The 21,148-nt window shown below is 46.8% G+C and carries 13 protein-coding genes; 10 read left to right on the top strand and 3 right to left on the bottom strand.

Going from position 1 to position 21,148, the window contains the following annotated elements; all coding sequences use genetic code 11:
* Positions 1-79: 79 nt before the first annotated feature.
* Positions 80-2,926, top strand: coding sequence for a TonB-dependent receptor (locus F752_RS0103730; protein ID WP_026135494.1), 2,847 nt, complete (start codon positions 80-82; stop codon positions 2,924-2,926).
* Between the two features lie 600 nt (positions 2,927-3,526).
* Positions 3,527-6,715, top strand: a complete 3,189-nt coding sequence (locus tag F752_RS25155; protein WP_017730391.1) for a PKD domain-containing protein — start codon at positions 3,527-3,529, stop codon at positions 6,713-6,715.
* 83 nt (positions 6,716-6,798) lie between these two features.
* On the opposite strand, the gene F752_RS0103715 is transcribed toward F752_RS25155, so the two are convergent.
* Positions 6,799-7,479 carry a hypothetical protein gene (locus tag F752_RS0103715; protein WP_017730390.1) on the bottom strand — a complete coding sequence of 227 codons (681 nt, stop codon included), beginning with the start codon at positions 7,477-7,479 and terminating at the stop codon, positions 6,799-6,801.
* A 126-nt stretch (positions 7,480-7,605) separates the two neighbouring features.
* Between F752_RS0103715 and F752_RS0103710 the strand changes: the two genes are divergently transcribed.
* The 7 genes from F752_RS0103710 (at position 7,606) to F752_RS0103675 (ending at position 17,603) form a co-directional block, all read left to right on the top strand.
* On the top strand, positions 7,606-8,514 hold the full coding sequence (locus F752_RS0103710; protein WP_017730389.1) for a TIGR01777 family oxidoreductase: 909 nt from the start codon (positions 7,606-7,608) through the stop codon (positions 8,512-8,514).
* A 367-nt stretch (positions 8,515-8,881) separates the two neighbouring features.
* Positions 8,882-9,640: an LOG family protein gene (locus F752_RS0103705; protein ID WP_236613976.1), complete on the top strand. Its 759-nt coding sequence runs from the start codon at positions 8,882-8,884 to the stop codon at positions 9,638-9,640.
* 287 nt (positions 9,641-9,927) lie between these two features.
* On the top strand, positions 9,928-12,819 hold the full coding sequence (gene uvrA, locus F752_RS0103695) for an excinuclease ABC subunit UvrA (protein ID WP_017730386.1): 2,892 nt from the start codon (positions 9,928-9,930) through the stop codon (positions 12,817-12,819).
* Between the two features lie 97 nt (positions 12,820-12,916).
* Positions 12,917-13,795 carry a substrate-binding periplasmic protein gene (locus F752_RS0103690; RefSeq protein WP_017730385.1) on the top strand — a complete coding sequence of 293 codons (879 nt, stop codon included), beginning with the start codon at positions 12,917-12,919 and terminating at the stop codon, positions 13,793-13,795.
* Between the two features lie 545 nt (positions 13,796-14,340).
* On the top strand, positions 14,341-15,678 hold the full coding sequence (locus F752_RS0103685; RefSeq protein ID WP_017730384.1) for an NAD(P)/FAD-dependent oxidoreductase: 1,338 nt from the start codon (positions 14,341-14,343) through the stop codon (positions 15,676-15,678).
* Positions 15,679-15,847: 169 nt separating this feature from the next.
* Positions 15,848-16,873 (top strand): sensor histidine kinase, encoded by a 1,026-nt coding sequence (locus tag F752_RS0103680; protein ID WP_026135492.1) that lies wholly within the window; start codon positions 15,848-15,850, stop codon positions 16,871-16,873.
* Between the two features lie 4 nt (positions 16,874-16,877).
* Positions 16,878-17,603, top strand: a complete 726-nt coding sequence (locus F752_RS0103675; RefSeq protein ID WP_017730382.1) for a LytR/AlgR family response regulator transcription factor — start codon at positions 16,878-16,880, stop codon at positions 17,601-17,603.
* Positions 17,604-17,617: 14 nt separating this feature from the next.
* Here the strand turns inward: F752_RS0103675 and F752_RS0103670 are convergent, their stop codons facing one another.
* The gene (locus tag F752_RS0103670; RefSeq protein WP_017730381.1) at positions 17,618-17,977 is read right to left on the bottom strand and encodes a hypothetical protein; all 360 of its coding nucleotides are present in this window, start codon (positions 17,975-17,977) and stop codon (positions 17,618-17,620) included.
* A gap of 86 nt (positions 17,978-18,063) precedes the next feature.
* Positions 18,064-19,194 (bottom strand): radical SAM family heme chaperone HemW, encoded by a 1,131-nt coding sequence (gene hemW, locus F752_RS0103665; protein ID WP_017730380.1) that lies wholly within the window; start codon positions 19,192-19,194, stop codon positions 18,064-18,066.
* Between the two features lie 185 nt (positions 19,195-19,379).
* On the opposite strand from hemW, the gene F752_RS0103660 reads away from it, so the two are divergent.
* Complete coding sequence (locus F752_RS0103660; RefSeq protein WP_160164080.1) at positions 19,380-21,101, top strand: BamA/TamA family outer membrane protein; 1,722 nt, start codon at positions 19,380-19,382, stop codon at positions 21,099-21,101.
* Positions 21,102-21,148: the final 47 nt, after the last annotated feature.

The following is a 21,148-nucleotide window of genomic DNA, read 5'->3' as shown; positions in this document are numbered from 1 at the left end:
ATAATAATTCAATAAAGGCCATTTTGAAGCTCCGGCGGTCCCGAGCCGTAAATTTGCATAACAAAAAAATCGGGATCGAATGAAAAAGTCAGTTTTATCAATGTTTATGCTCTTGTGTGCCTTTGCGGCTATGGCACAAAGCGGAACTATCAGGGGCCAGGTTATAGAAGAGGCTACCGGCGAGGCGCTGATTGGTGCAACGGTAATGGTCGAAGGAAGCACCACCGGGGCCACCACCGACCTCGACGGCCAGTATACTATAAAAGTAGCGCCCGGCACTTATACGTTAAAAGTATCCTTTATTTCTTTTAATCCTCAGGAAATAAAAGAAGTAGCAGTAAAGGATGGAGAAATAACCGTTGTTCCGGTGGTCCGACTTTCCGATGCCACCACCCAGCTTCAGGAGGTTGTAGTGGAGGCCGAAGTGCTGCGCGACTCAGATGTGGGTTTGCTGACAGTACAGAAAAGGTCAGCCAATATGCTCAATGCCATTTCTTCCCAGGCCTTCAGCCGCACAGGCGACAGTAATGTAGGGGCTGCCATGAAGCGCGTAACGGGAGTTTCCGTTGAAGGAGGCAAGTATGTGTATGTCCGGGGCCTTGGCGACCGCTACAGTAAAACGAACTTAAACGGAGCCGATATACCGGGGCTTGACCCGAACCGCAACTCTGTTCAGCTGGATCTTTTTCCTGCTAATCTCATCAGCAACATCGTAGTATATAAAACCTTTATGCCTAACCTGTCCGGCAACTTTACAGGTGGTTATGTTGATGTGGAAACAAAAGACTTTCCTGATGACTTTACTTTCCAGTTATCAACCTCTACAAGCTATAATACACAGGCCAGCTTTAATAACAATTTTTTAACATACGAAGGAGGAAGTCTCGACTTTCTGGCTTTTGACGACGGAACCAGAAGTTTTCCTCAGGCTATTGATGTGGAAGACCGGGAGGCCATTCCTGCCCGTAGCTATACCAACGATGCGGCAGCCGAAGAGCTGACGTCCCTTACAAAATCCTTTAATAAAGAGTGGGTGCCTAGCCAGAGCGCAGCACCACTCGACCATAAATTTGCCCTTTCCGTAGGTAACCAGAAGGAGCTCTTTGGAAAACCAGTGGGCTACCTTGCCAGCCTGAGCTATTCCCGATCTTTTGACTTTTACGAAGGGGGAAAGTACGGCCGTTTTTCCCAGTCCGGTGTTAGTGCCAATGTTAATTCTTTAGTCGAAGAAATTAACCTGAGCGATGCAAGAGGGGTAGAAAACGTTTTGTGGAGCGGTATGCTGGGCGCTTCCATTAAACTGAATAATTTCAGTAAAATAGGCTTTACTGCTCTGCATAACCAAAGCGGTGCAAAAGAAGGCCGGCAGCTGAATGGCCTGAAAGTAACCGGCGACGGGCAGATGGATTACTACACCAACACCCTCCTTTTTGAAGAACGTTCGCTAAGCTCCTTTCAGCTTAAAGGCGAGCATGCTTTAAATGGCGGTGAAGGACTGCGGGTAGAATGGATTTCTTCTTACACGCTTTCGCAAATGGATCAGCCGGACCTGCGCTTCTTTACCTATGGCAACTACGGCGTGCAAAGCCGCGGCCTGCGCATAGAGCCTTCTATTGGCCAGCCTCCTACCCGTTATACAAGAACGCTCAATCAGTTCAACTTCGATAATAAACTGGACTTAACCCTTCCTTTTCAGCTGTGGAGCCAGGAAGCGAAGTTCCAGTTTGGAGGAGCCTATGTGTTCAAAGACCGGAGCTTCCGCGAATTCCAGTATCGCTTCGACTCGGACCGCACGCAGTTCGGGGGCGATCCGGAGGAGCATGTGTCGGACGAGAATATCTGGACCAGAGAGAACAGCGGAGGGGTGTATGTGTATGATGCTTATGATGCCCGGAATAATTATGAAGCAACGGAATCGGTAGGCGCCGGCTATGTGATGATTGACCTGCCGCTTACAGAGCAGCTTCGGGCAGTGGCAGGGGCCCGGGTAGAAAAAACCAATATCTTTTTTACCAGCTTTGCGGCCGACGATCCAAAGCTGAAGAGCCAGTACGGAGCGTTGAAAAACAAAAAGCTGATCGATAACCTGGATATTTTGCCATCGCTCAATCTTACTTACCAATTGGGCGAAGATATGAACCTGCGCGCTGCCTATGGCCGAACCCTTGCCCGCCCGAGCTTTAGGGAGGTGGCGCCGTACCAGTCATTCGACTTTGTAGGAGGCTATAGCTATGTGGGTAACGATACGCTGGAGCGTACACTGGTAGATAATGTGGATGTCCGCTGGGAGATGTATCCTCGCCCTTCTGAAATCCTTTCTGTTAGCGTTTTTTACAAGAATTTCCACAGTCCTATTGAGGCTACTTTTGTGCCTCTTTCGGTGAACCCGCTTTTAACCTGGAAAAATGTTGGCGAAGCCAGTGTCTATGGGCTGGAAGTAGAGGCAAAGAAAAACATGGGCTTTATCCATGAAAAGCTGGCTAATGTAAACATGGGTACCAATCTTACACTGGTGCAGTCGGCAGTGTCCATTGCGGCGGCAGAGCTGGCGATTAAGCAGCGTTTCGACCCCGGCATGGAGGCCACCCGCCCTATGGCCGGACAGTCGCCTTACATTATCAATGCTTTTATGGCTTATCAGAACGAAAGTTATGAGGTAAACCTGGCTTATAACGTTCAGGGCGAAAGGCTGTCTATCGTATCGCAGTATGCTCCGGGCGAAGATGTATATGAAAAGCCTGCGCCTTCTTTAAACTTTAATATCTCGCGTACAATGGCGGAAAGGTGGAAAGCCAAATTAAGCATTTCCAACATTCTTAACCCGGCATCGGAGTTTGTGCACAAGTTTAAAGGAGAGGAGTATATTTTCCAGCAGTACAAAAAAGGAAGAGACATTAGTGTAGGTGTTTCGTACGCAATTTTTTAAACCAGCTTCAATCCTGATAAAAGAGACTGCTCATTCGGGCGGTCTCTTTTATTTTACGGCTTTTCTCAGGTTTGGCAGGTGCAGGATGTGTTCGGTCCTTTTTTTTGCATCAGCCGGTTTGGCATTGTTGCTTTGGTTAACTTCTTTTTGAAGTTGGCACCCGGGGTGATTTTATGGGAAAATAAGTCGTTTTTCCTATACTGTGGAAAATTTCTACACTTTTACCGATAATTAAGATGTAAAAGTGCATTCCAAAAATGTATTTTATTTCTGGATAATAGAATCAAAAATAGCATTCTCTATAATTATAGTTCTTTCTGCTTCGGAAATGCTCTTCAGGAAGGCTTCTGCTAAGGGTGAATCTTCAGCAGGTGTGGAAAAAATCCACAATAATTTAGGGTATAGTTATTTGAAAAATAATATTTTAAGCTAAACGGGCCTTACTGGTGTTTAAACGTAATTTATTCAAATAAGTGTCTTAAATACTTGACTTAATGGATTTTAATTAGGTAATTCACGGCACCTCCTTACTCATAAGTGAGTCAGGGTATTTTGTGATACTAATAAAAGTACAATATCGGGTTAATTTTTTTAAGACCTATGAAAAAGACAATTTTTACCTCTTTAAGCTTTTTACTGTTGCTGACCTGTAGTTTCGGCAGCGCTTTTGCCCAGGGCTCCCACGAAGCCAGACGGCTGGGTTCGACTTCTGCACCATATGGTTTTTATGAGTATCTCCCCAATGATTTTAAAAGCTCCTCCCGGGAATTTCCGCTCCTTATCTTTCTGCATGGAGCCGGAGAAAGAGGAGACGGGCAGAGTCAGCTCGACCAGGCTGTAAAGTTTGGCCCTGGCAGGGAAATTAATAATGGAAAGGATTTTCCCTTTGTAGTTCTTTCTCCCCAAACAGATGACTACTGGAGTGTGCATGAGCTTGACGAGTTTATAGCGTTCGCCACACAAAAGTATAATATTGATGAGGACCAGGTATACCTGACGGGGCTCAGTATGGGGGCTATGGGATTGGTAGACTACCTTGAGCAGCACTCAGATAAGATTGCTGCTGTGGTGCCTATTGCAGGTAGCGGGGACCCGAGTAAAACCTGTAACTATAGTGATGTGCCGCTGTGGGCCTTCCATGGCGACAGAGACCAGGTAGTGTCGATTAACGGTTCAAAAAATATTGTTAATGCCTACAATAACTGTAAGCCAGCGCCTGAACCAAAGGCAAAGCTAACGATAATGAAAGGGAAGGCTCACTGGGGCTGGAATGATGTGTATGATGGCAGCCTGGGCGATATATATGGCTGGATGCTGCAGTTTTCTAAAAACGGAGACCTGGATAAGGAAGAATTTAAGCCGAACAAAGCACCTGATGTAAATGCTGGTAATGACCAGTCCGTGACTCTTCCTGTAAGTAGTGTACAGCTGAAAGGCAGCGCTTCTGATAGTGATGGAAAAGTAGTGAGCTATGCCTGGAGGAAGTTGAGTGGTCCTTCGGTAAAAATGGAAGGTAAAGAGAGCGGTACCCTAAAGCTATCGAATCTGGAAGAAGGCACCTATACGTTTAAGCTAACAGCTAAAGATAATGGCGGTGCCGAAGGGGCAGATGAGGTAAGGCTGGTGGTAAAGGCTGAGAAAAAAGAAAATGTAGCGCCAGTGGTAGATGCAGGGAAAGACAAAGCCACTACCCTGCCCGATAACAGCCTCCGCCTGGAAGGTAGTGCCTCTGATAAGGATGGTCATATTGTTAGCTATAAGTGGGAAAAAATAGAGGGACCATCTGTAAAGATGGAGGACAAAGAAAGTAAGATGCTGCAGCTGAAAGAGCTGGAGGAAGGTACATATACTTTTAGGCTTACCGCCAGAGATAATGGTGGAGCCGAAGCAAGTGATAATGTAAAGGTGATGGTAAGGCCTGAGGAGAAAGAAAATAAGGCACCCGTAGCAAAGGCCGGATCTGACCACTCCGTTACACTCCCGGTAGAGAAACTGGTATTGAAAGGCAGTGGTAAAGACCAGGATGGTGAGTTGGTTGCTTACAGCTGGGAGAAAATCAGTGGCCCATCCCTTGCCATGAAAGGAGCTTCCACGGCAAGTCTTACCCTCAGTAGTTTGCAGGAAGGTAACTATACATTCCGCTTTACGGTAAAGGATAATGATGGGGCGAGCGGTAGTGATGAAGTGAAGGTGAAGGTACAGCCAGCGCCGGAAAAGGAGACAGGCATTACCGCCTATGCCGGAGAGGATGATGAGGTGGAGCTTCCGCTGAATGGCAACATGGTGATTCATGGCAGTGTTTCGCTTGTTAACTGTCAGGCAAAATCTTACCGTTGGGAAAAGGTGAGTGGCCCTTCTCTTACAGTTAAAAGTAATAAAACAGCTAATCTGGAGATAAGTAATCTTCGGGAAGGGGTATATACCTTCCGGTTTACTGCAACTGCCAGTACCGGCCAGTCCGACTCAGATGAAATGAAGCTGAGGGTATTGCCGGCAGCGGTGGCCGAGGGCAGCGATGATGAGGAGGAAGATGGTAATATTGAAGGTATGGAGCGGGGTTTGCATTATGCTTATTATGAAATTGCCCCAAGCCGCCCCTGGAGTAGCTTGCCTGATTTCTCTGGTTTAAGCCCGGTAAAAACAGGAACGGTGGATGAAATATCTGTTTCGCCCCGGGAGCAGGACGATTTCTACGCCTTTACCTTCGAGGGATATATTGATATTGACGAGGCCGGTACTTACTTCTTTTATACCGATTCAGATGAGGGCAGTAAGATCTATATCAACGACCGCCTCGTGGTAAATAATGATGGAGTACATAAAAGTAAGGTGGTATATAATGATGTTGAACTTAGTAGCGGCCTGCACAAGATAAGGGTAGAGTACTTTGAGAATTCAGGAAATGAAAAGCTCTTTGCGTCTTATAAAGGACCGGGCGTAAACTTGCAGGAAATTCCGGCAGAGAAGCTGTATAGGGAGCCGGGAAGCGGCAACAGGAGCGGAATGTCGGCAGGCCTTGCCTTTACTTATTACGAGAATAAGGAGTCTAAAAACAATGCATGGTTCCAGCTGCCTGACTTCAGCCGCCTAAAGGCTGCGAAAAGTGGCGTAATCGCTAACTTTAGTCTTGAGCCTCGTGAAAAAGACAACCACTTTGGTTTTGTATATGAAGGTTGGATCCAGATTGAAAAAGCAGGTTACTACACTTTTTACCTGAACTCCGACGACGGCAGCAAGCTCTTTATCAATGATAAGCTGTTAATTAATAATGATGGGTGGCATGCTTCGGCCGAAAAAGCAGGCAGTGTGCAGTTGGAAGCGGGTTACTACCCTATTCGACTAGCCTATTATGAACATGAAGAGCTGGAAGTTCTGGAAGTGCAATGGAAAGGTCCTGGCTTTGACAAGCAGGCAATTCCGGCTTCGGCTTTGTATCACCAGCCGGAGCAGGCGAAAAAAGCCGCCATGGCTGGAGCGGGTAAGAGAAGTACCGATGGCCTGTCGGGCGATGGAAAGAGTGCGCAGGCGGTGGCTGTAAGTCTGTATCCAAACCCGGCCCGTAACATTATTAACCTTCAGTTAAATGGTTTGGAAGAGGAGGCTGTAACCCTCACGATTATGGATATGAGTGGTAGAAGAATTCATAGTAACCGTTACCAGGCGGCAGGTACAGGTCAAAATCTTCGCCTCGACCTGCAGGAAATGCAGCTGGTAAGAGGAACCTACCTGATGGTGATAGAAAATGAGGCCAGAGAACGGATAAAGACGATGCGCTTTATGAAACAGTAATCAGTAATTGTCAGCCGATCAGTAAAAGAGGCGGCTCCTGTTTGTGGGGCCGCCTCTTTTTATGTGCTGTTCCGGACTTTTTTCTACAGCCGGGAAAGCTTTTCCTTCAGGTATTCGAGCTGTTTTTGTACCTCCGAGAGAGCTTTGCTCTTTTTTTTCTGTTCTTCGCTATTGTTGGCAATGCCCTGCTCAAGGGCAATTTTGTCGGCTGCATTTTGCTTCAGCTCCTTTTCCAGTCGCTCCTTTTCATAAGCATTACGTTCCAGGTCTCGCTGAAGCCTCTCTCCATCGCGCTGCGTATTCCGGAGCTCCTTGCTTAAGTAGCTTTCGGCATCTTCGGCTTCCTTGATCTGGTGTTGCAGGTGCTGCTTGTGCAGGATAAAGGGCAGGCTTTCCATCTGGCTTTGAATAGCGCCAATCAAAGCTTCATCAGCCTCCGCAGAATAGCCAATCCACAGACGGCTTTGGGTACTGTCGCCATTTACCTGGGCATATACAGTGGTAGGATCGTCCTTGGTTTTCCAGTAGGTTTCCTTTATCTCAATAAAGTTCTTTTTTTCCCGGGCCTTCCCTTCTTCTTCAAGATAATTAATCAGGTATTTTTTACTTCTTTGTTCACTGTATGGTACCTGCACACTAAAGCCGGAATAGGATTGGCCCATAACGTTCATTTTTTCTTTGCGATAAGTCGTTTCCTGTGCCTGGAGTGGCAGATGCTGCAGGATGACCAGGAGTAGCAGAAGGCTGCTGGCTAAAGCTCTCATAGAAATAGGGTAATGGTTTTCAGGAAGTTTACAACGTACAAAAAACATAATATTTTACCGTTGGTTACTTATCCTACAAATGTAGGAGCAAATTAGCTGTCAAATCGTTTATCTTTACTTATAAACATGCATACAAAAGTTTTAATTACCGGAGGAAGCGGTTTACTTGGCAGCAGGCTTACGGCCCTACTGCTCGAAAAGGGCTATAAAGTAGCTCACCTCAGCCGTAGCCGAAATTCCGACGGTGAAGTAAAAGCCTTCCTGTGGGATCCGGCAAAGGGAATGATAGAGCCGGGTGCGGTGGAGAGTGCTCACTACGTGGTGCATTTGGCAGGCGCATCGGTCGCCGATCACTCCTGGAGTAAGGAGTATAAAGAAACCATTATAAAGAGCCGGAGCGAATCTACGCAGCTGCTTTTTCAGGAGCTTAAAACTACCGGCTATCAGTTAAAGGGATTTATTTCGGCCTCGGCAATTGGCTACTATGGCGATGAAAACGGCGCTCACTGGCTAAATGAGAGTAGTCCGGCCGGGCAGGAGTTTCTGGCGCAGGTGTGTAAAACATGGGAAGCTGAGGCTGATAAAATAGAGAGCTTAGGGATACGACTGGTAAAATTGCGGATAGGGGTAGTGTTAAGTACAGAAGGAGGAGCCTTGCCGCAGTTATTAAAACCCAGTCGCTTTGGGCTGGCTGCACCGCTGGGAAGTGGCCGGCAGTACATGAGCTGGATTCATATCGATGATTTGTGCGGCATTATTATAAAAGCCATAGAAGATAGTAGCATGAAAGGGGTGTATAATGCTGTGGCGCCGGAACCGGAAACCAATGAACGTTTTATGGAGATACTGGCCGGGGTTCTTGACAAACCGTTTATTGTTCCTGCCGTGCCTGCCTTTGGTATAAAGCTAGCCATGGGCGAGCGGGCGGGTATGGTGCTGGGAAGCCTGAGGGTGTCTTCAGAAAAGATTGAAAACGCAGGATATGCCTTTCAGTATGAAGGATTGCGCCCGGCCCTCCGGCAGCTGCTGGACTAAGACATAAAGTTGTAAGAGGTTTGTTTTACCGGAAAAAAGCCTTAATTTGCGAGGCTGAAGATTTTTGAAAATAACAGATTTTTTATTTATGAAGGAAAACGACAAAGAAAATTTAAAGAAGAACCAGTCGGCCGGTACTAGCGGCAGTAAAGATATTGCTTCGAACGGAGAAGAGAGAATTCCGGAAAAGAAAGCCAGCAACCAGGTAGATAACCGCCCAATCAGCAAGAAAGAGGAGGCTGGTAAAGAGCCTAAGCACCCGTTGGAGAAAAAAACGGCAGTAGAAGAGGCGCATGAGCGTAAAATAGAGAAAAGCGGAAGCAGCGAGCGGTCTGAAACCAAGACCAAGAAAATGCGCAAGAGCAATATGCCTGCCAGTGCACTCGAGGAAGAAGAGGTGCCGGTAGTGAAAAAGGCTTCAGAAGAAGATCAGCTTATTCGCCAGGCTTTTATTGACCGGGACTGGAACGAGATCAAGAGCTCCAACAGCTGGGCCATTTTTAAGGTAATGTCGGAGTTTGTGGAAGGCTTCGAAAAGCTGGCAAAAATTGGTCCATGTGTATCTATATTTGGTTCTGCCAGAACAAAGGAAGACCACCCCTACTATAAAATGGCCGAAGAAATTGCTGCCAAGCTGGTGCGTCATGGTTATGGTGTAATTACCGGTGGCGGACCAGGTATTATGGAGGCGGGGAACAAAGGGGCCTATAATGAAGGAGGCAAGTCGGTAGGTCTTAATATTATTCTGCCCTTCGAGCAGTTCGATAACCAGTATATTGACCGCGATAAGCTCATCACCTTCGACCACTTCTTTGTACGCAAGGTAATGTTTGTAAAGTATGCCCAGGGATTTATTGTAATGCCCGGTGGCTTTGGTACCATGGATGAGCTCTTCGAAGCGCTTACCCTTATCCAGACGAAGAAAATCGGGCGCTTCCCTATTGTGCTGGTAGGAACCGAGTACTGGTCTGGCCTGTTTGACTGGATTCGCGAGGTTATGCTCACGAATGAGAAAAATGTAAATGCAGAAGATCTCGACCTGGTTAACATTGTTGATACGCCTACCGAAGCCGTAAAAGTGATAGATGATTTCTACAGTAAGTACTTGCTTTCTCCAAACTTCTAACCTTGACAGCACGGGCTGTGAAAGCAGTTTATTGCTACAATAATTTCAGGAGAGGCTGCCGACAAGGGGCCTCTTTTCTGTTTAACAGGGTTTGCCGTTATCCTTATCAGATAATGTGCCTTCACTTCCGGGAAAAGAGAATTATCTTAGCCCCTATTGCGTTATCACCTTTGGGTGTTTTGGTGGCAGCTGCTCCATAGTGAAACATTTTAAGGATCATCTGCTTAGGACAATAAGCCCAGCCTGCAGGACGAAAAGGAGGAATCCTGTTATATTTGTAATTGAATATGCGTAAACAAAAAGAGACCAAATCCACAGCGGTAATCGATATACCCGAACCAACCAAAGCCCCTGATCCGACGGGCGAAGCTTATATAGAAATTTTTGGTGCCCGGGAACACAACCTCAAAAATGTAGATGTAGCCATTCCGCGTAACCAGCTGGTAGTTATTACCGGTATCAGTGGCAGTGGTAAATCATCCCTTGCTTTCGATACCATATATGCCGAAGGCCAGCGCCGCTATATGGAGAGCTTCTCTGCTTATGCGCGCTCGTTTATGGGCGGTATGGAACGGCCCGATGTGGACAAAATCAGCGGACTAAGCCCGGTCATTTCTATTGAGCAGAAAACCACCTCCCGCAACCCCCGCTCCACCGTGGGTACAACTACCGAAATTTATGACTTTATGCGCCTGCTTTATGCCCGGGCGTCGGAGGCGTTCTCCTACCTGAGTGGCCAGAAAATGGTGCGGCAGTCGGAAGACCAGATTATTAACCACCTCCTGCACAGCTTTGATGAAGCAAAGCTGGTAATATTGGCTCCCGTAGTAAAAGGCCGGAAGGGGCATTACCGTGAGCTGTTTCAGCAAATTCGAAAGGGAGGTTTTACCAAGGTGCGGGTCGACGGGGAGATACAGGACATTGAGCCCAAAATGCAGGTCGACCGCTATAAAATCCACGACATCGAAATAGTAATTGACCGGATAAAAGTGCAGGAGAAAGATCGCTTTCGCCTGAGCCAGTCAGTTACCGAAGCACTTAAACATGGCAATGGACTTGTAATGGTGCAGGATGCCGATAGTGGAGAGCTGCATCATTTCTCCAAATTCCTGATGGACCCTAAAACAGGCCTCTCCTACGATGAGCCTGCGCCAAATTCCTTTTCCTTTAATTCCCCTTACGGTGCCTGCCCTAGCTGCAATGGCCTGGGTACGATTGAAGAAATCACCCGGGAATCTATCATTCCTAACCAGCACCTCAGTATTAGCCAGGGCGCCATTGCCCCGCTGGGCGAGTACCGCGATATCTGGATATTCAAGAAAATTCAGTCCATCCTTAAACACTATAAGGTAAACCTGAGTACACCGGTAAAGAATATGCCCGATGAGGTGCTGGACGTGCTGCTGTATGGTGATAATATTCCGGTAGAGGTAAAATCGAAAAAGTATCCCGGATCTAACTGGAATACAAAGTTCGAGGGCATTATCACTTTCCTGGAAAAACAGCGCGAGTCAGGCTCCGATAAGATGGCCAGCTGGGTGGAAGATTTTACCCTTGCCGTTCCCTGCCCGGAGTGTAATGGGGCGCGTCTGAAGAAAGAATCGCTGCACTTCCTCATTGACGGGAAAAATATTGCCGAACTGGCTATGCTGGATATTCAAAGCCTGGCCGACTGGTTCGAAGGACTGGAAGGCAGGTTAAATGAGCGGCAGCAGGTAATTGCGACCGAGGTGCTGAAGGAAATTCGTAAGCGAATCCGCTTCCTCTTAGGAGTAGGTCTCGATTATTTACACCTGAATCGCCCGCTTAAAACGCTTTCCGGTGGTGAGGCACAGCGTATCAGGCTGGCTACCCAAATTGGTACCCAGCTGGTAGGTGTATTGTACATACTCGACGAGCCAAGTATAGGCCTCCATCAGCGCGATAACGTAAAGCTCATAAAAGCCCTGCAGGACCTGCGCGATTTAGGGAATTCGGTGCTGGTGGTGGAGCACGATAAAGACATGATGCTGGCCTCCGACTATATTCTGGACATTGGCCCGGGTGCGGGTCGCCACGGCGGGGTAGTGGTGGCGAAAGGTGCGCCTGATGAATTCCTGGAGAGTGGCGGCAAAACAGCCGATTACCTCAAGGGAATCCGCAAAATAGCCGTGCCGGAAAAGCGCCGCAAAGGGTCCGGAAAATCATTAGTGCTGAAAAATGCCAGCGGTAACAACTTAAAGGGTATTGACCTGAAGCTTCCGTTGGGGCAGATGATTTGTATTACCGGCGTGAGTGGTAGTGGCAAATCTACGCTCATTCACGAAACACTCTATCCGCTGCTCAATAAACATTTTTATAAATCCAATAAAGACCCGATGCCTTATGAGTCTATTAAAGGTTTGGAGCATCTGGATAAAGTAATAGAAGTAGACCAGTCGCCCATTGGGCGGACCCCGCGCTCAAACCCTGCTACCTATACCGGTGTGTTCACCGAAATCCGTTCGCTCTTTGCTGAGCTGCCGGAGGCCAAGATACGGGGCTATAAGCCAGGTCGCTTTTCCTTTAATGTTAAAGGAGGGCGCTGTGAGGAATGTGGTGGTGCCGGCCTGAAAGTGATTGAAATGGACTTTTTGCCCGATGTGCATGTAGAGTGTGAGGTGTGTAAGGGCAAGCGCTACAACCGCGAAACACTCGAAGTCCGCTTTAAGGGCAAATCTATTTCCGATGTGCTGGATATGACCGTCGAGCAGGCGGTGGAGTTCTTTGAAAATCAGCCAAAAATTGTGCGCAAGGTAAGGACGCTGAACGATGTGGGGCTTAACTATATTACCCTTGGCCAGCATGCCACTACCTTATCGGGTGGGGAGGCCCAGCGGGTAAAATTAGCCACGGAGCTATCGAAGAAAGATACAGGCAAAACCATTTATATCCTCGACGAACCCACTACCGGCCTGCACTTCCAGGACATTCAGCACCTGCTCGATGTGCTTAACAAACTGGCCGATAAAGGCAATACAGTGCTGATTATTGAGCATAATATGGATGTGATTAAAGTGGCCGATTATGTGATTGACCTGGGGCCGGAAGGGGGAAGCGGGGGCGGACAAATTATTGCCCAGGGCACGCCCGAAGAAGTGGCCAAAGCGAAGCAAAGCTATACAGCCATATTCCTGAAGGAAGAATTAGCGACTGCTTAACCTCTGTTTAATTCTGTAGTTTATATTACATGCTGTAATTTATATGCTGGATACCGTTTATATTGGATTATTATTTTGACAATATAAACATTTGCATATGAAACTACTGTCTACCGTTTTGAGCAGCCTCAGAGCAGGTATTCTGCTGATTTTGCTCTTCCTGTCTGCGAGTGTGCAGGCCCAGCTCCGTGGCGATTCCTTTGCCGAGGCTAAGGCAAAGGGCTCGGCAACCGTAACTTTCTCTTATATCGAAACTCCTGGTTTTGCCATGAACCAGGCAGGGAAGGTGAGCGGCTTCTGTGTGGAGATTATGAATGAGTTTGCGAAATGGCTGCAAAAAGAAGAAGGGATTGTTTTGAATCCTGTTTACTTCGATAAAGACTCGAAGGACTTTGCCAAGTTTATGAATAGCATAAAGGGCTCCTCAGGAGGAGTATTTGGTCTTGGCAACATCACTATTACCGAGGAGCGTAAAAACTCTTACAATTTTAGTCCTCCTTTTATCACCAATGTGGCCATTCTGATGACCAACAAAAGTGTGCCGAACCTGAACAGCTTGGAAGATATCGCCAGTGGCTTTAGTGGTATGACACTGGTGGCAGTTCGGGGAACGCTGAATGAAAGGCGCCTGCTGGCACTTTCTGAAAAATACTACCCAGGTGTGAATGTGAAATATGTAGCCTCCATTCCTGAGGCACTACAGGAAGTTGCCCACAACGAAAAAGCTTTTACGGAGCTTGACTTTACTTATTACCTGGAAGCCCTTAGCAAGCGTATGCCTGTAAAACGCCATCCGGTTGGTGATGAGGATTCTGAAAAGTTTGGAATTATTATGCCAAAGAATAGTGACTGGGCTCCGGTGATGGCGCGCTTCATGAATTCAGGCTTTGTGGGCAGTACTGAATACCGCAAGCTGATTGTAGATCATATGGGGCCGCACGCACTCAAGCTGCTCGATGCTGTTTCAAACAACTGATGGGATAAAAAAGAAAAAGCTGCCCTCATAAAAGGGCAGCTTTCCTCTTTCAACCAAAACATTAAAACCTATCAACTATGAATAAGCTAATTGTATTTAGTAAATTAATTTAATCGATAATTGGTTCCTCAAAGGTAAAAAAATAATCATAAGAATTTAAACTTTTCTATTTGTCATATCAGGCGGCATCCATAACATGCTGAAAGTCATTGAGATGTGAGTTGTTTGATGAAGTGTTACTTGTATCTGTTCATTTTTATCTTCTTAAAATAGGCGTCCATTCGGCGCATTTTCTTCTAAATATTTGTCGTTTTTCCTCTGCCTGCTTCTTTTAAAATTTATATCCTAAAAAAATTATTACCGAAAGTATATTCTTACCTATCTTCTTATGTGAGATTAGCTTTTCGGCACTCCCGGGTAAGTATTTTCCTTTTAATTCTTAATCTCCCCGGAATCGCAGAAACAAATAAATTTCTTATCACTTTATAAAATTAGCTATTACATTAGTGCCCGTTAAGGGAGTTTTAATTCAGAAAAAGAGTGATATGGCACCGGTCAAAGAACATCAGGAAATATCAATTCAGATCCCCAAAACAGATAAACCAAGGGTAGTGATCATTGGTGGCGGCTTTGCCGGCCTGCGGATTATAAAAAAGCTTGAAAAGGAAAATCTGCAGGTGATTATGCTGGACCGGCACAATTACCACACCTTTCAGCCGCTCCTGTACCAGGTAGCTACCGCCGGCCTGGAACCAGGCTCCATTGCCGGTCCCCTGCGACAGGTTATGGAAGAGAAGGAGGATTTCCACTTCCGGATGGCTAAAGTAACCCGTATTAACCACGAAAAGAAAACAGTAAGCACTCCCCTGGGTGAGCTGAGTTACGACTACCTGATTATTGCCTGTGGAACAAAAACCAACTATTTCGGTAATGACGATAAGTTTAAGGAAGCTCTGCCCCTGAAACAGCTGCCTCATGCGCTGAACCTTCGCTCCCATATACTCCAAAATTTTGAAAAAGCCGTTAATACCTCCGATCCGGAGGAGCTTAAAAGCCTCATGAATGTTGTGGTGGTAGGAGGAGGCCCTACCGGGGTAGAAGTGTCGGGTGCGCTGGGTGAGCTTAAAAACCATGTGCTGCCCAAGGATTATCCCGAACTGGATTTCCGGCAAATGAAGATTTACCTGGTAGAAGGGCTGCCGCACCTTTTAAACGGCATGTCGAAAACAGCCTCTAAAAAAGCAAATAAATACCTGAAAGACTTTGATGTGAATATTAAGCTCAATGCCATGGTCGACTCCTATGATGGCAAAGAGGTGAAGCTAAGTACCGGAGAGGTACTCAATTCCCAAACGCTCATATGGGCTGCAGGGGTGAAGGGGAACACCATTCCCGGCCTGCCGGAAGAATGTGTTAAAAAGAGCCAGTACCTCGTCGATGAATTTAACCAGGTACAGGGAGTAAAAGATGTTTTCGCGGTAGGAGATGTTGCTTTAATGGAGACCAGGAAAACCCCTAAGGGCTATCCTATGCTGGCTCCGGTAGCAATACAGCAGGGCGAAAACCTGGCAGAAAACCTCCTGCGCATAATCCGTGGGGAGAAAAACCTCCAGCCCTTCCGCTTCTTTAACAAAGGCTCTATGGCTACGGTAGGCCGAAACCGGGCCGTAGTGGATATGCCCAACGGCCTGAGCTTTGGAGGTTTCGCCGCCTGGACCACCTGGATGTTCGTACACCTCCTCTACCTCATCGGCTTCCGGAATAAGCTGGTGGTATTCAACAACTGGGTCTGGAATTATTTTACCTACGACCGGGGCATCCGGCTCATCATCCGGCCTTTCGATAAAGAAGAAAAAATTAAACAGCAGGAATCGGAGCAGTAGTTTTCGTTTGAAGAAACAGCGAACATAGCCGCTGGTAAGGGTGCTTTTTTCCTTTTACCAGCGGCTTTTACCTTTTGTACAAATCCTCTTTACAAGTTGCCGGCAAATCTTAACTTTGTGTATACTAGCTTGTAAAAGGCTTAGGCCTTTAGGCTTTGGAGGCGCGCTTATGACTCGGAAAACGGTTTACTGGATTTGCCAGATTGGTGGCTGGTCCCTGTATGCAATCATTAACATCTCGTTCAACATCATGTTTGGGGTGCAGGATGTACAGCAGTACTCTTTCCTGTTACTCTCCGTTGTATATATGCTGCTGGTTACCCATGCCTTCCGGCATTACCTGCATAACCGGCAGTGGCTCAAGCTTACCACCGGAAAGCTTATACCGCGGGTTATACTGGCGATTATAATTATGAGTATGCTGGTATACCTGCTGCAGGCCGTTACCCTTATGCTACTGGGGCAGCAGTCCCTCTCCTATTTTGATTTTTCTGAAGTGCTGTTGATGTTTCTCTCCCAGGTAACGATTTTCTTTATCTGGAGTGTGCTTTACATCATGTACCATTATGTAGAGCGATACAACTCCTCGCTTAAATATGAGGCGGCTATCAATGAAATGACGCTCAACAGGCTTAAATCGCAGTTAAACCCTCATTTTATGTTTAACGCACTCAATAGTATTAGGGCACTGGTCGATGAGGAGCCTTCAAAGGCAAAGGTGGCCATTACCCAGCTGAGTAATATTTTACGGAACTCTCTGGTTATGGACAAGCGAAAGGTGGTAAGCTTTGCCGATGAGCTGAAAACGGTAAAAGATTACCTGGCACTCGAAGGCATTCGCTTTGAGGAACGACTCCAGACGTACTTTAATATTCACCCCGAGGCCGGAGATTTTTACATACCGCCGCTGATGTTACAAACGCTGGTGGAAAACAGTATTAAGCATGGCATCAGTAACCTGATAGAAGGGGGAGAAGTAAGTGTGGAGGCCTTTGTAAAGGACCGGAACCTGCATATATGTATTCGCAACAACGGGCAATACATAAACGGAGTAAAACACAAAAACGATTCTGGTCTGGGGCTTGAAAATACCCGCGAGCGGCTTAAATTGCTGTATGGAGAGCGGGCGTCTTTTAAAATTTCAAATGAGAATGAGCATACTGTCCTTACCGAATTAGTTATTCCTGAACATTAAACCTATGAAAGCACTAATTGTAGACGATGAACGGCTGGCCCGAAAAGAATTAATGTCGCTGCTCTCCGACTATACCCAGATAGAGGTGGTGGGTGAGGCAGTGAATGTAGATGATGCCTATCAAAAAATAAAAGAGCTGCAGCCGGAACTGCTGTTCCTGGATATTCAAATGCCGGAAAAAACCGGCTTCGACCTCCTGGAGATGCTTGAAGATGTACCTCAGGTTATTTTTACTACGGCCTACGATGAGTATGCTATAAAAGCCTTTGAAGTAAATGCGCTCGATTACCTGCTAAAGCCTGTGCAGCCTGAGCGTTTAAAAGAAAGCATCCATAAATTAACTTCAGTTAGGGAAAAGGAGGAGGAAGGTGTTGAGCGGGATAAAACCGCTAAGCTGGGACCAAACGACCAGGTATTTGTAAAAGACGGGGATAAATGCTGGTTTGTGCGCCTCAGTAAAATTCGGCTGTTTGAGTCTGATGGCAACTATATAAAAGTTTATTTCGATAACCAGAAGCCCATGATTCATAAATCGCTGAATGCGCTGGATGAACGGTTAGACGATAAGGTTTTCTTCCGTGCCAACCGGAAGCATATGATTAACCTGAACTGGGTAGATAATATTGAGCCCTGGTTTAATGGCGGATTAATGGTTACACTGCAGGGAGGAGAAAAGGTAGAAGTAAGCCGTAGGCAGGCGACGAAGTTCAAGGATATGATGAGCCTGTAAGAGGTGTATGAAGGCTAACCTCTCACCCTGCTGATAAGCTCCGACTCTACCTGCCAGTCTTTTGCCAGGCGAAGGATAGCAATTGCTTCCATTTCGGTGATGTGGCCTTTTTCATTATTCGATTTCCACACCCGGTGCAGGAAATCTATTTTTTGTTCTTTGGCGATGGAAACCTTGGCAAGATAATCGCGTGCACGATCGAAGGCATCGAGATACTCTTCTGCAATAAAATTCTGCGCCCATTTCAGTTCTTCTTCAGCATCGAGCTCCCCGGCTGTTTTTTCCAGGAGCTGCTGTTCATTGTCGTCCAGCCCGTGGTACTGAAAAATGATGCTTTTTAAAAGCAGAAAGGCTTTCTTTTCTTCTTTATTCATGCAGGCGAGTCTTTTGCTCCTTGGCAAATATAACATTTTGCCCCAAAATTTAAGGACACTTTTTATTTTTTAGTGAAATTAAGCCCTCATTCTTCCGTCATGAGCCGACTCGCAATCTCATCGGCCAGTAATTTACCTGAATCAGTCAGCAGCAGAGAGCCGTCCTCGTAATAAATATACTTCTGCTGGAAAAGAGAAGAAAGTAGTTGCTCGTTTTCTGCCTTTAAATCAAATGCATACTGCTCCTGCAGGTAGGCAAGACTGCAGCCCCAGCGGGTGCGGAGGCCGGTCATAATATACTCATTAATCATATTCGCCCGCTGCAGCTCTTCCCGTTCAAATGCCGGTTCATTTTTTGCCAGGGCTTTCAGGTAACGGGCATTATTGGCAATATTGTGCTGGCGGCTGTGGCCGTTAAAGGAATGTGCGCTCGGACCCAGCCCAAGGTATTTCTTCTGCTGCCAATAGCTGCTGTTATGGCGCGAGTAGTTGCCCGGCAGGCAGAAGTTGGAAATTTCATACTGTTCATACCCGGCCTCCTGTAGTCTTTGGAGCAGAATTTCGAACTGCCGTGCGGCATATTCCTCGTCTATCGGTTTTAACTTTCCCTTCTTTAGCCAGTTGCCAAAAGCAGTCTGGGGTTCGATGGTGAGGCAGTAGGAAGATATATGCTCCGGCCGGAGGGCGAGTGCCTGCTCAAGGTCGGCCAGCCAAAGCGTATCATCAGGAGAAGGAATGGCATAAATAAGGTCAATACTGATATTTGAAAAGCCAGCTTCACGGGCAAACTTAATACTGTTTTTTGCCTCCCGGGCAGAATGGGCCCGGTTTAGCGACTGCAAATGGGCATCATGGAAGGATTGTATGCCAATGCTGAGTCTGTTTATTCCTGCAGCATACAGCTCCTGTAGCTTTTCCGGCTTAAGATCATCCGGATTCGCCTCCAGGGTAATTTCCGGCTCATTGCTTATCAAAAAATTATCTTTAAGGGCCAGTAAAAGCGTTTCTACTTCCTCCCGGCTCAGCAGAGAAGGTGTTCCACCGCCAAAGTAAACCGTTTCTACTTCTTCCCCTTCCAGGTAATCTTTTTGCAGTCGTATTTCCTGAACAAGCGCCTTTACCAAAGCATCCTTATTTTTTAAATTGGTGCTGAAGTGGAAGTCGCAGTAATGGCAGGCTTGCCTGCAAAAAGGAATGTGTAAATAAATTCCGGCCAAAGATTCTGTATAGGTTAAAATAAAGACCCCACTGCAAACAGACAGTGCAGGCGTACAGCAAAGGTAACAAAATTAGAGAGGCCGGAGTGCCGGGCAGAATAAAGAATATACAGCACCTCTACCCGGAGGTGATAAAATTCATTTTTATGCTTAAAAGCATGTGGGTTTATTTTTTAAATTTGTACATGCCATTGAAAGTCAGCCTGTTTGTTTTATGTTGCTTTGCTGCTATCCTGCAGGCAACAGGCCAGCATGTGCTTCTGGTGAAGGCCGGTACAGATGCAGACCGGCAAGTGCTAAAAAGCTATTCTTTCAATAGCACCCCGGAAGGAAGCGAAGTGGCAGATGCTGAAATAAAAGAACTGCTTGGCGCTTTAAGGGCTGATGGCTATTTACTGGCTGATACCATTTCGGTAAACCGTGGCCTGGATAGTACAGTGGCCCTGTTTGTCGTGGGAGAGCAGTTTCGGTGGGCGCGGCTGGAGGCGGGGAACGTGGAATCTGACCTGCTCAGCCAGACGATTTTCCGGAGAAAGCTTTTCGATAACCGTCCTTTCTATTATGCACAGGTAGCTCGCCTGCTGGAGCAGCTGCTCCGTCTTTCCGAAAACTCCGGCTATCCTTTCGCAGCCATCCGGCTCGATTCTGTTGCGCTGGAAGGTAATGTGCTGCAGGCAAGCCTGGCTATTCATAAAGGTCCTTTTATTGTGTTTGATACACTTGAGCAGGAGGGGCAGCAGTTGCTTAATTCAAAATTCCTATCAAACCATGCGGGTATAAAACCCGGCGAACCCTACAGCCAGCAAAAGCTCCGGCATGTGGGAGATCGGCTGCGGCAGCTGCCATATATAAAATTAAAGGGAGCGCCTTATGTAAGTTTCCAGAATAACCAGGCTACCCTGCATGTGGAGCTTGACAGGCAGCGGGCTAACCGGATTGATGGCATCATTGGTCTTGTGCCTGATGCGCAGGAGCCGGGACAGTATATTTTTACAGGCCAGTTCGATTTACTTCTTCAGAATCCTTTCCGGAGAGGAAAGCGAATAGCCCTGCACTGGCAGCGGCTTAACAGGGCTTCACAAAATCTGGAAGTGGCATACTTTCACCCTTATGTATTTAATTCCCCGCTAAGTGTTGAACTGGGTTTTGAGCTGCTGAAAGAGGCAGAGGCCTTTGTTAACAGACAGGTTCGGGTGGAAGCACAGCTACAACAGGGAACTTATAATATATTAAAATTGCTTTTGCGGCAGAAGGATGCTCGCCTTCTGGGGGAAGCTGCAGGTAAAGATTATGCTGGCTTTAAGCTGGCGGAATATGGGCTGGGCTTTAGTCGTCGCAGGTTGGATAGCTGGCAGGTTCCACGAAGGGGGTATGAGTTTTCGGCCGAAGCAATGGCCGGGCGAAAGAAAATTCGTAGTCTTCCGGCGGGTGTGGCCGACGACTCGTTGCTGGCAGGAAGTGTAAACATGCAGTACAGAGCCTCCGGCCGATTTGCTTATTTCCAGCCGCTGGGTCGGCAATGGGTGCTGGCTCATCAGCTGCAGGCAGGCCTGGTAGCAGATGAGCGGCTGTTTCTTAACGATCTTTTTCGCATTGGAGGGCTTAACAGCCTGAGAGGATTTCGGGAAATGAGTTTCTTTGCTTCAGACTATGCCCTCAGTCGATTAGAGCTACGCTGGCTGGCAGGAGCCGATACTTATTTCTTTGGTTTCTATGATCAGGCGTGGATGCGGTATTCTTCCGGAAACTTACATCTGAAAGACTGGCCATTAGGTCTCGGGGCGGGACTAAATTTGGGAACTAATGCAGGGATCTTTAATTTTATATATGGGTTGGGGAAAATGCAGGGGCAGGCACTAAATTTTGCTCACTCGCAGGTTCACTTTGGGTATATAAATCGTTTTTAAATTATTTGATTAGCCTTCGTAAACAGCTAACTTGCAACGGCATATCG

Source organism: Nafulsella turpanensis ZLM-10, from assembly GCF_000346615.1.
GTDB lineage: Bacteria > Bacteroidota > Bacteroidia > Cytophagales > Cyclobacteriaceae > Nafulsella > Nafulsella turpanensis.
Note: the sequence above shows the minus strand (reverse complement) of the source record. Positions and strands in the feature narration are given on the sequence as shown.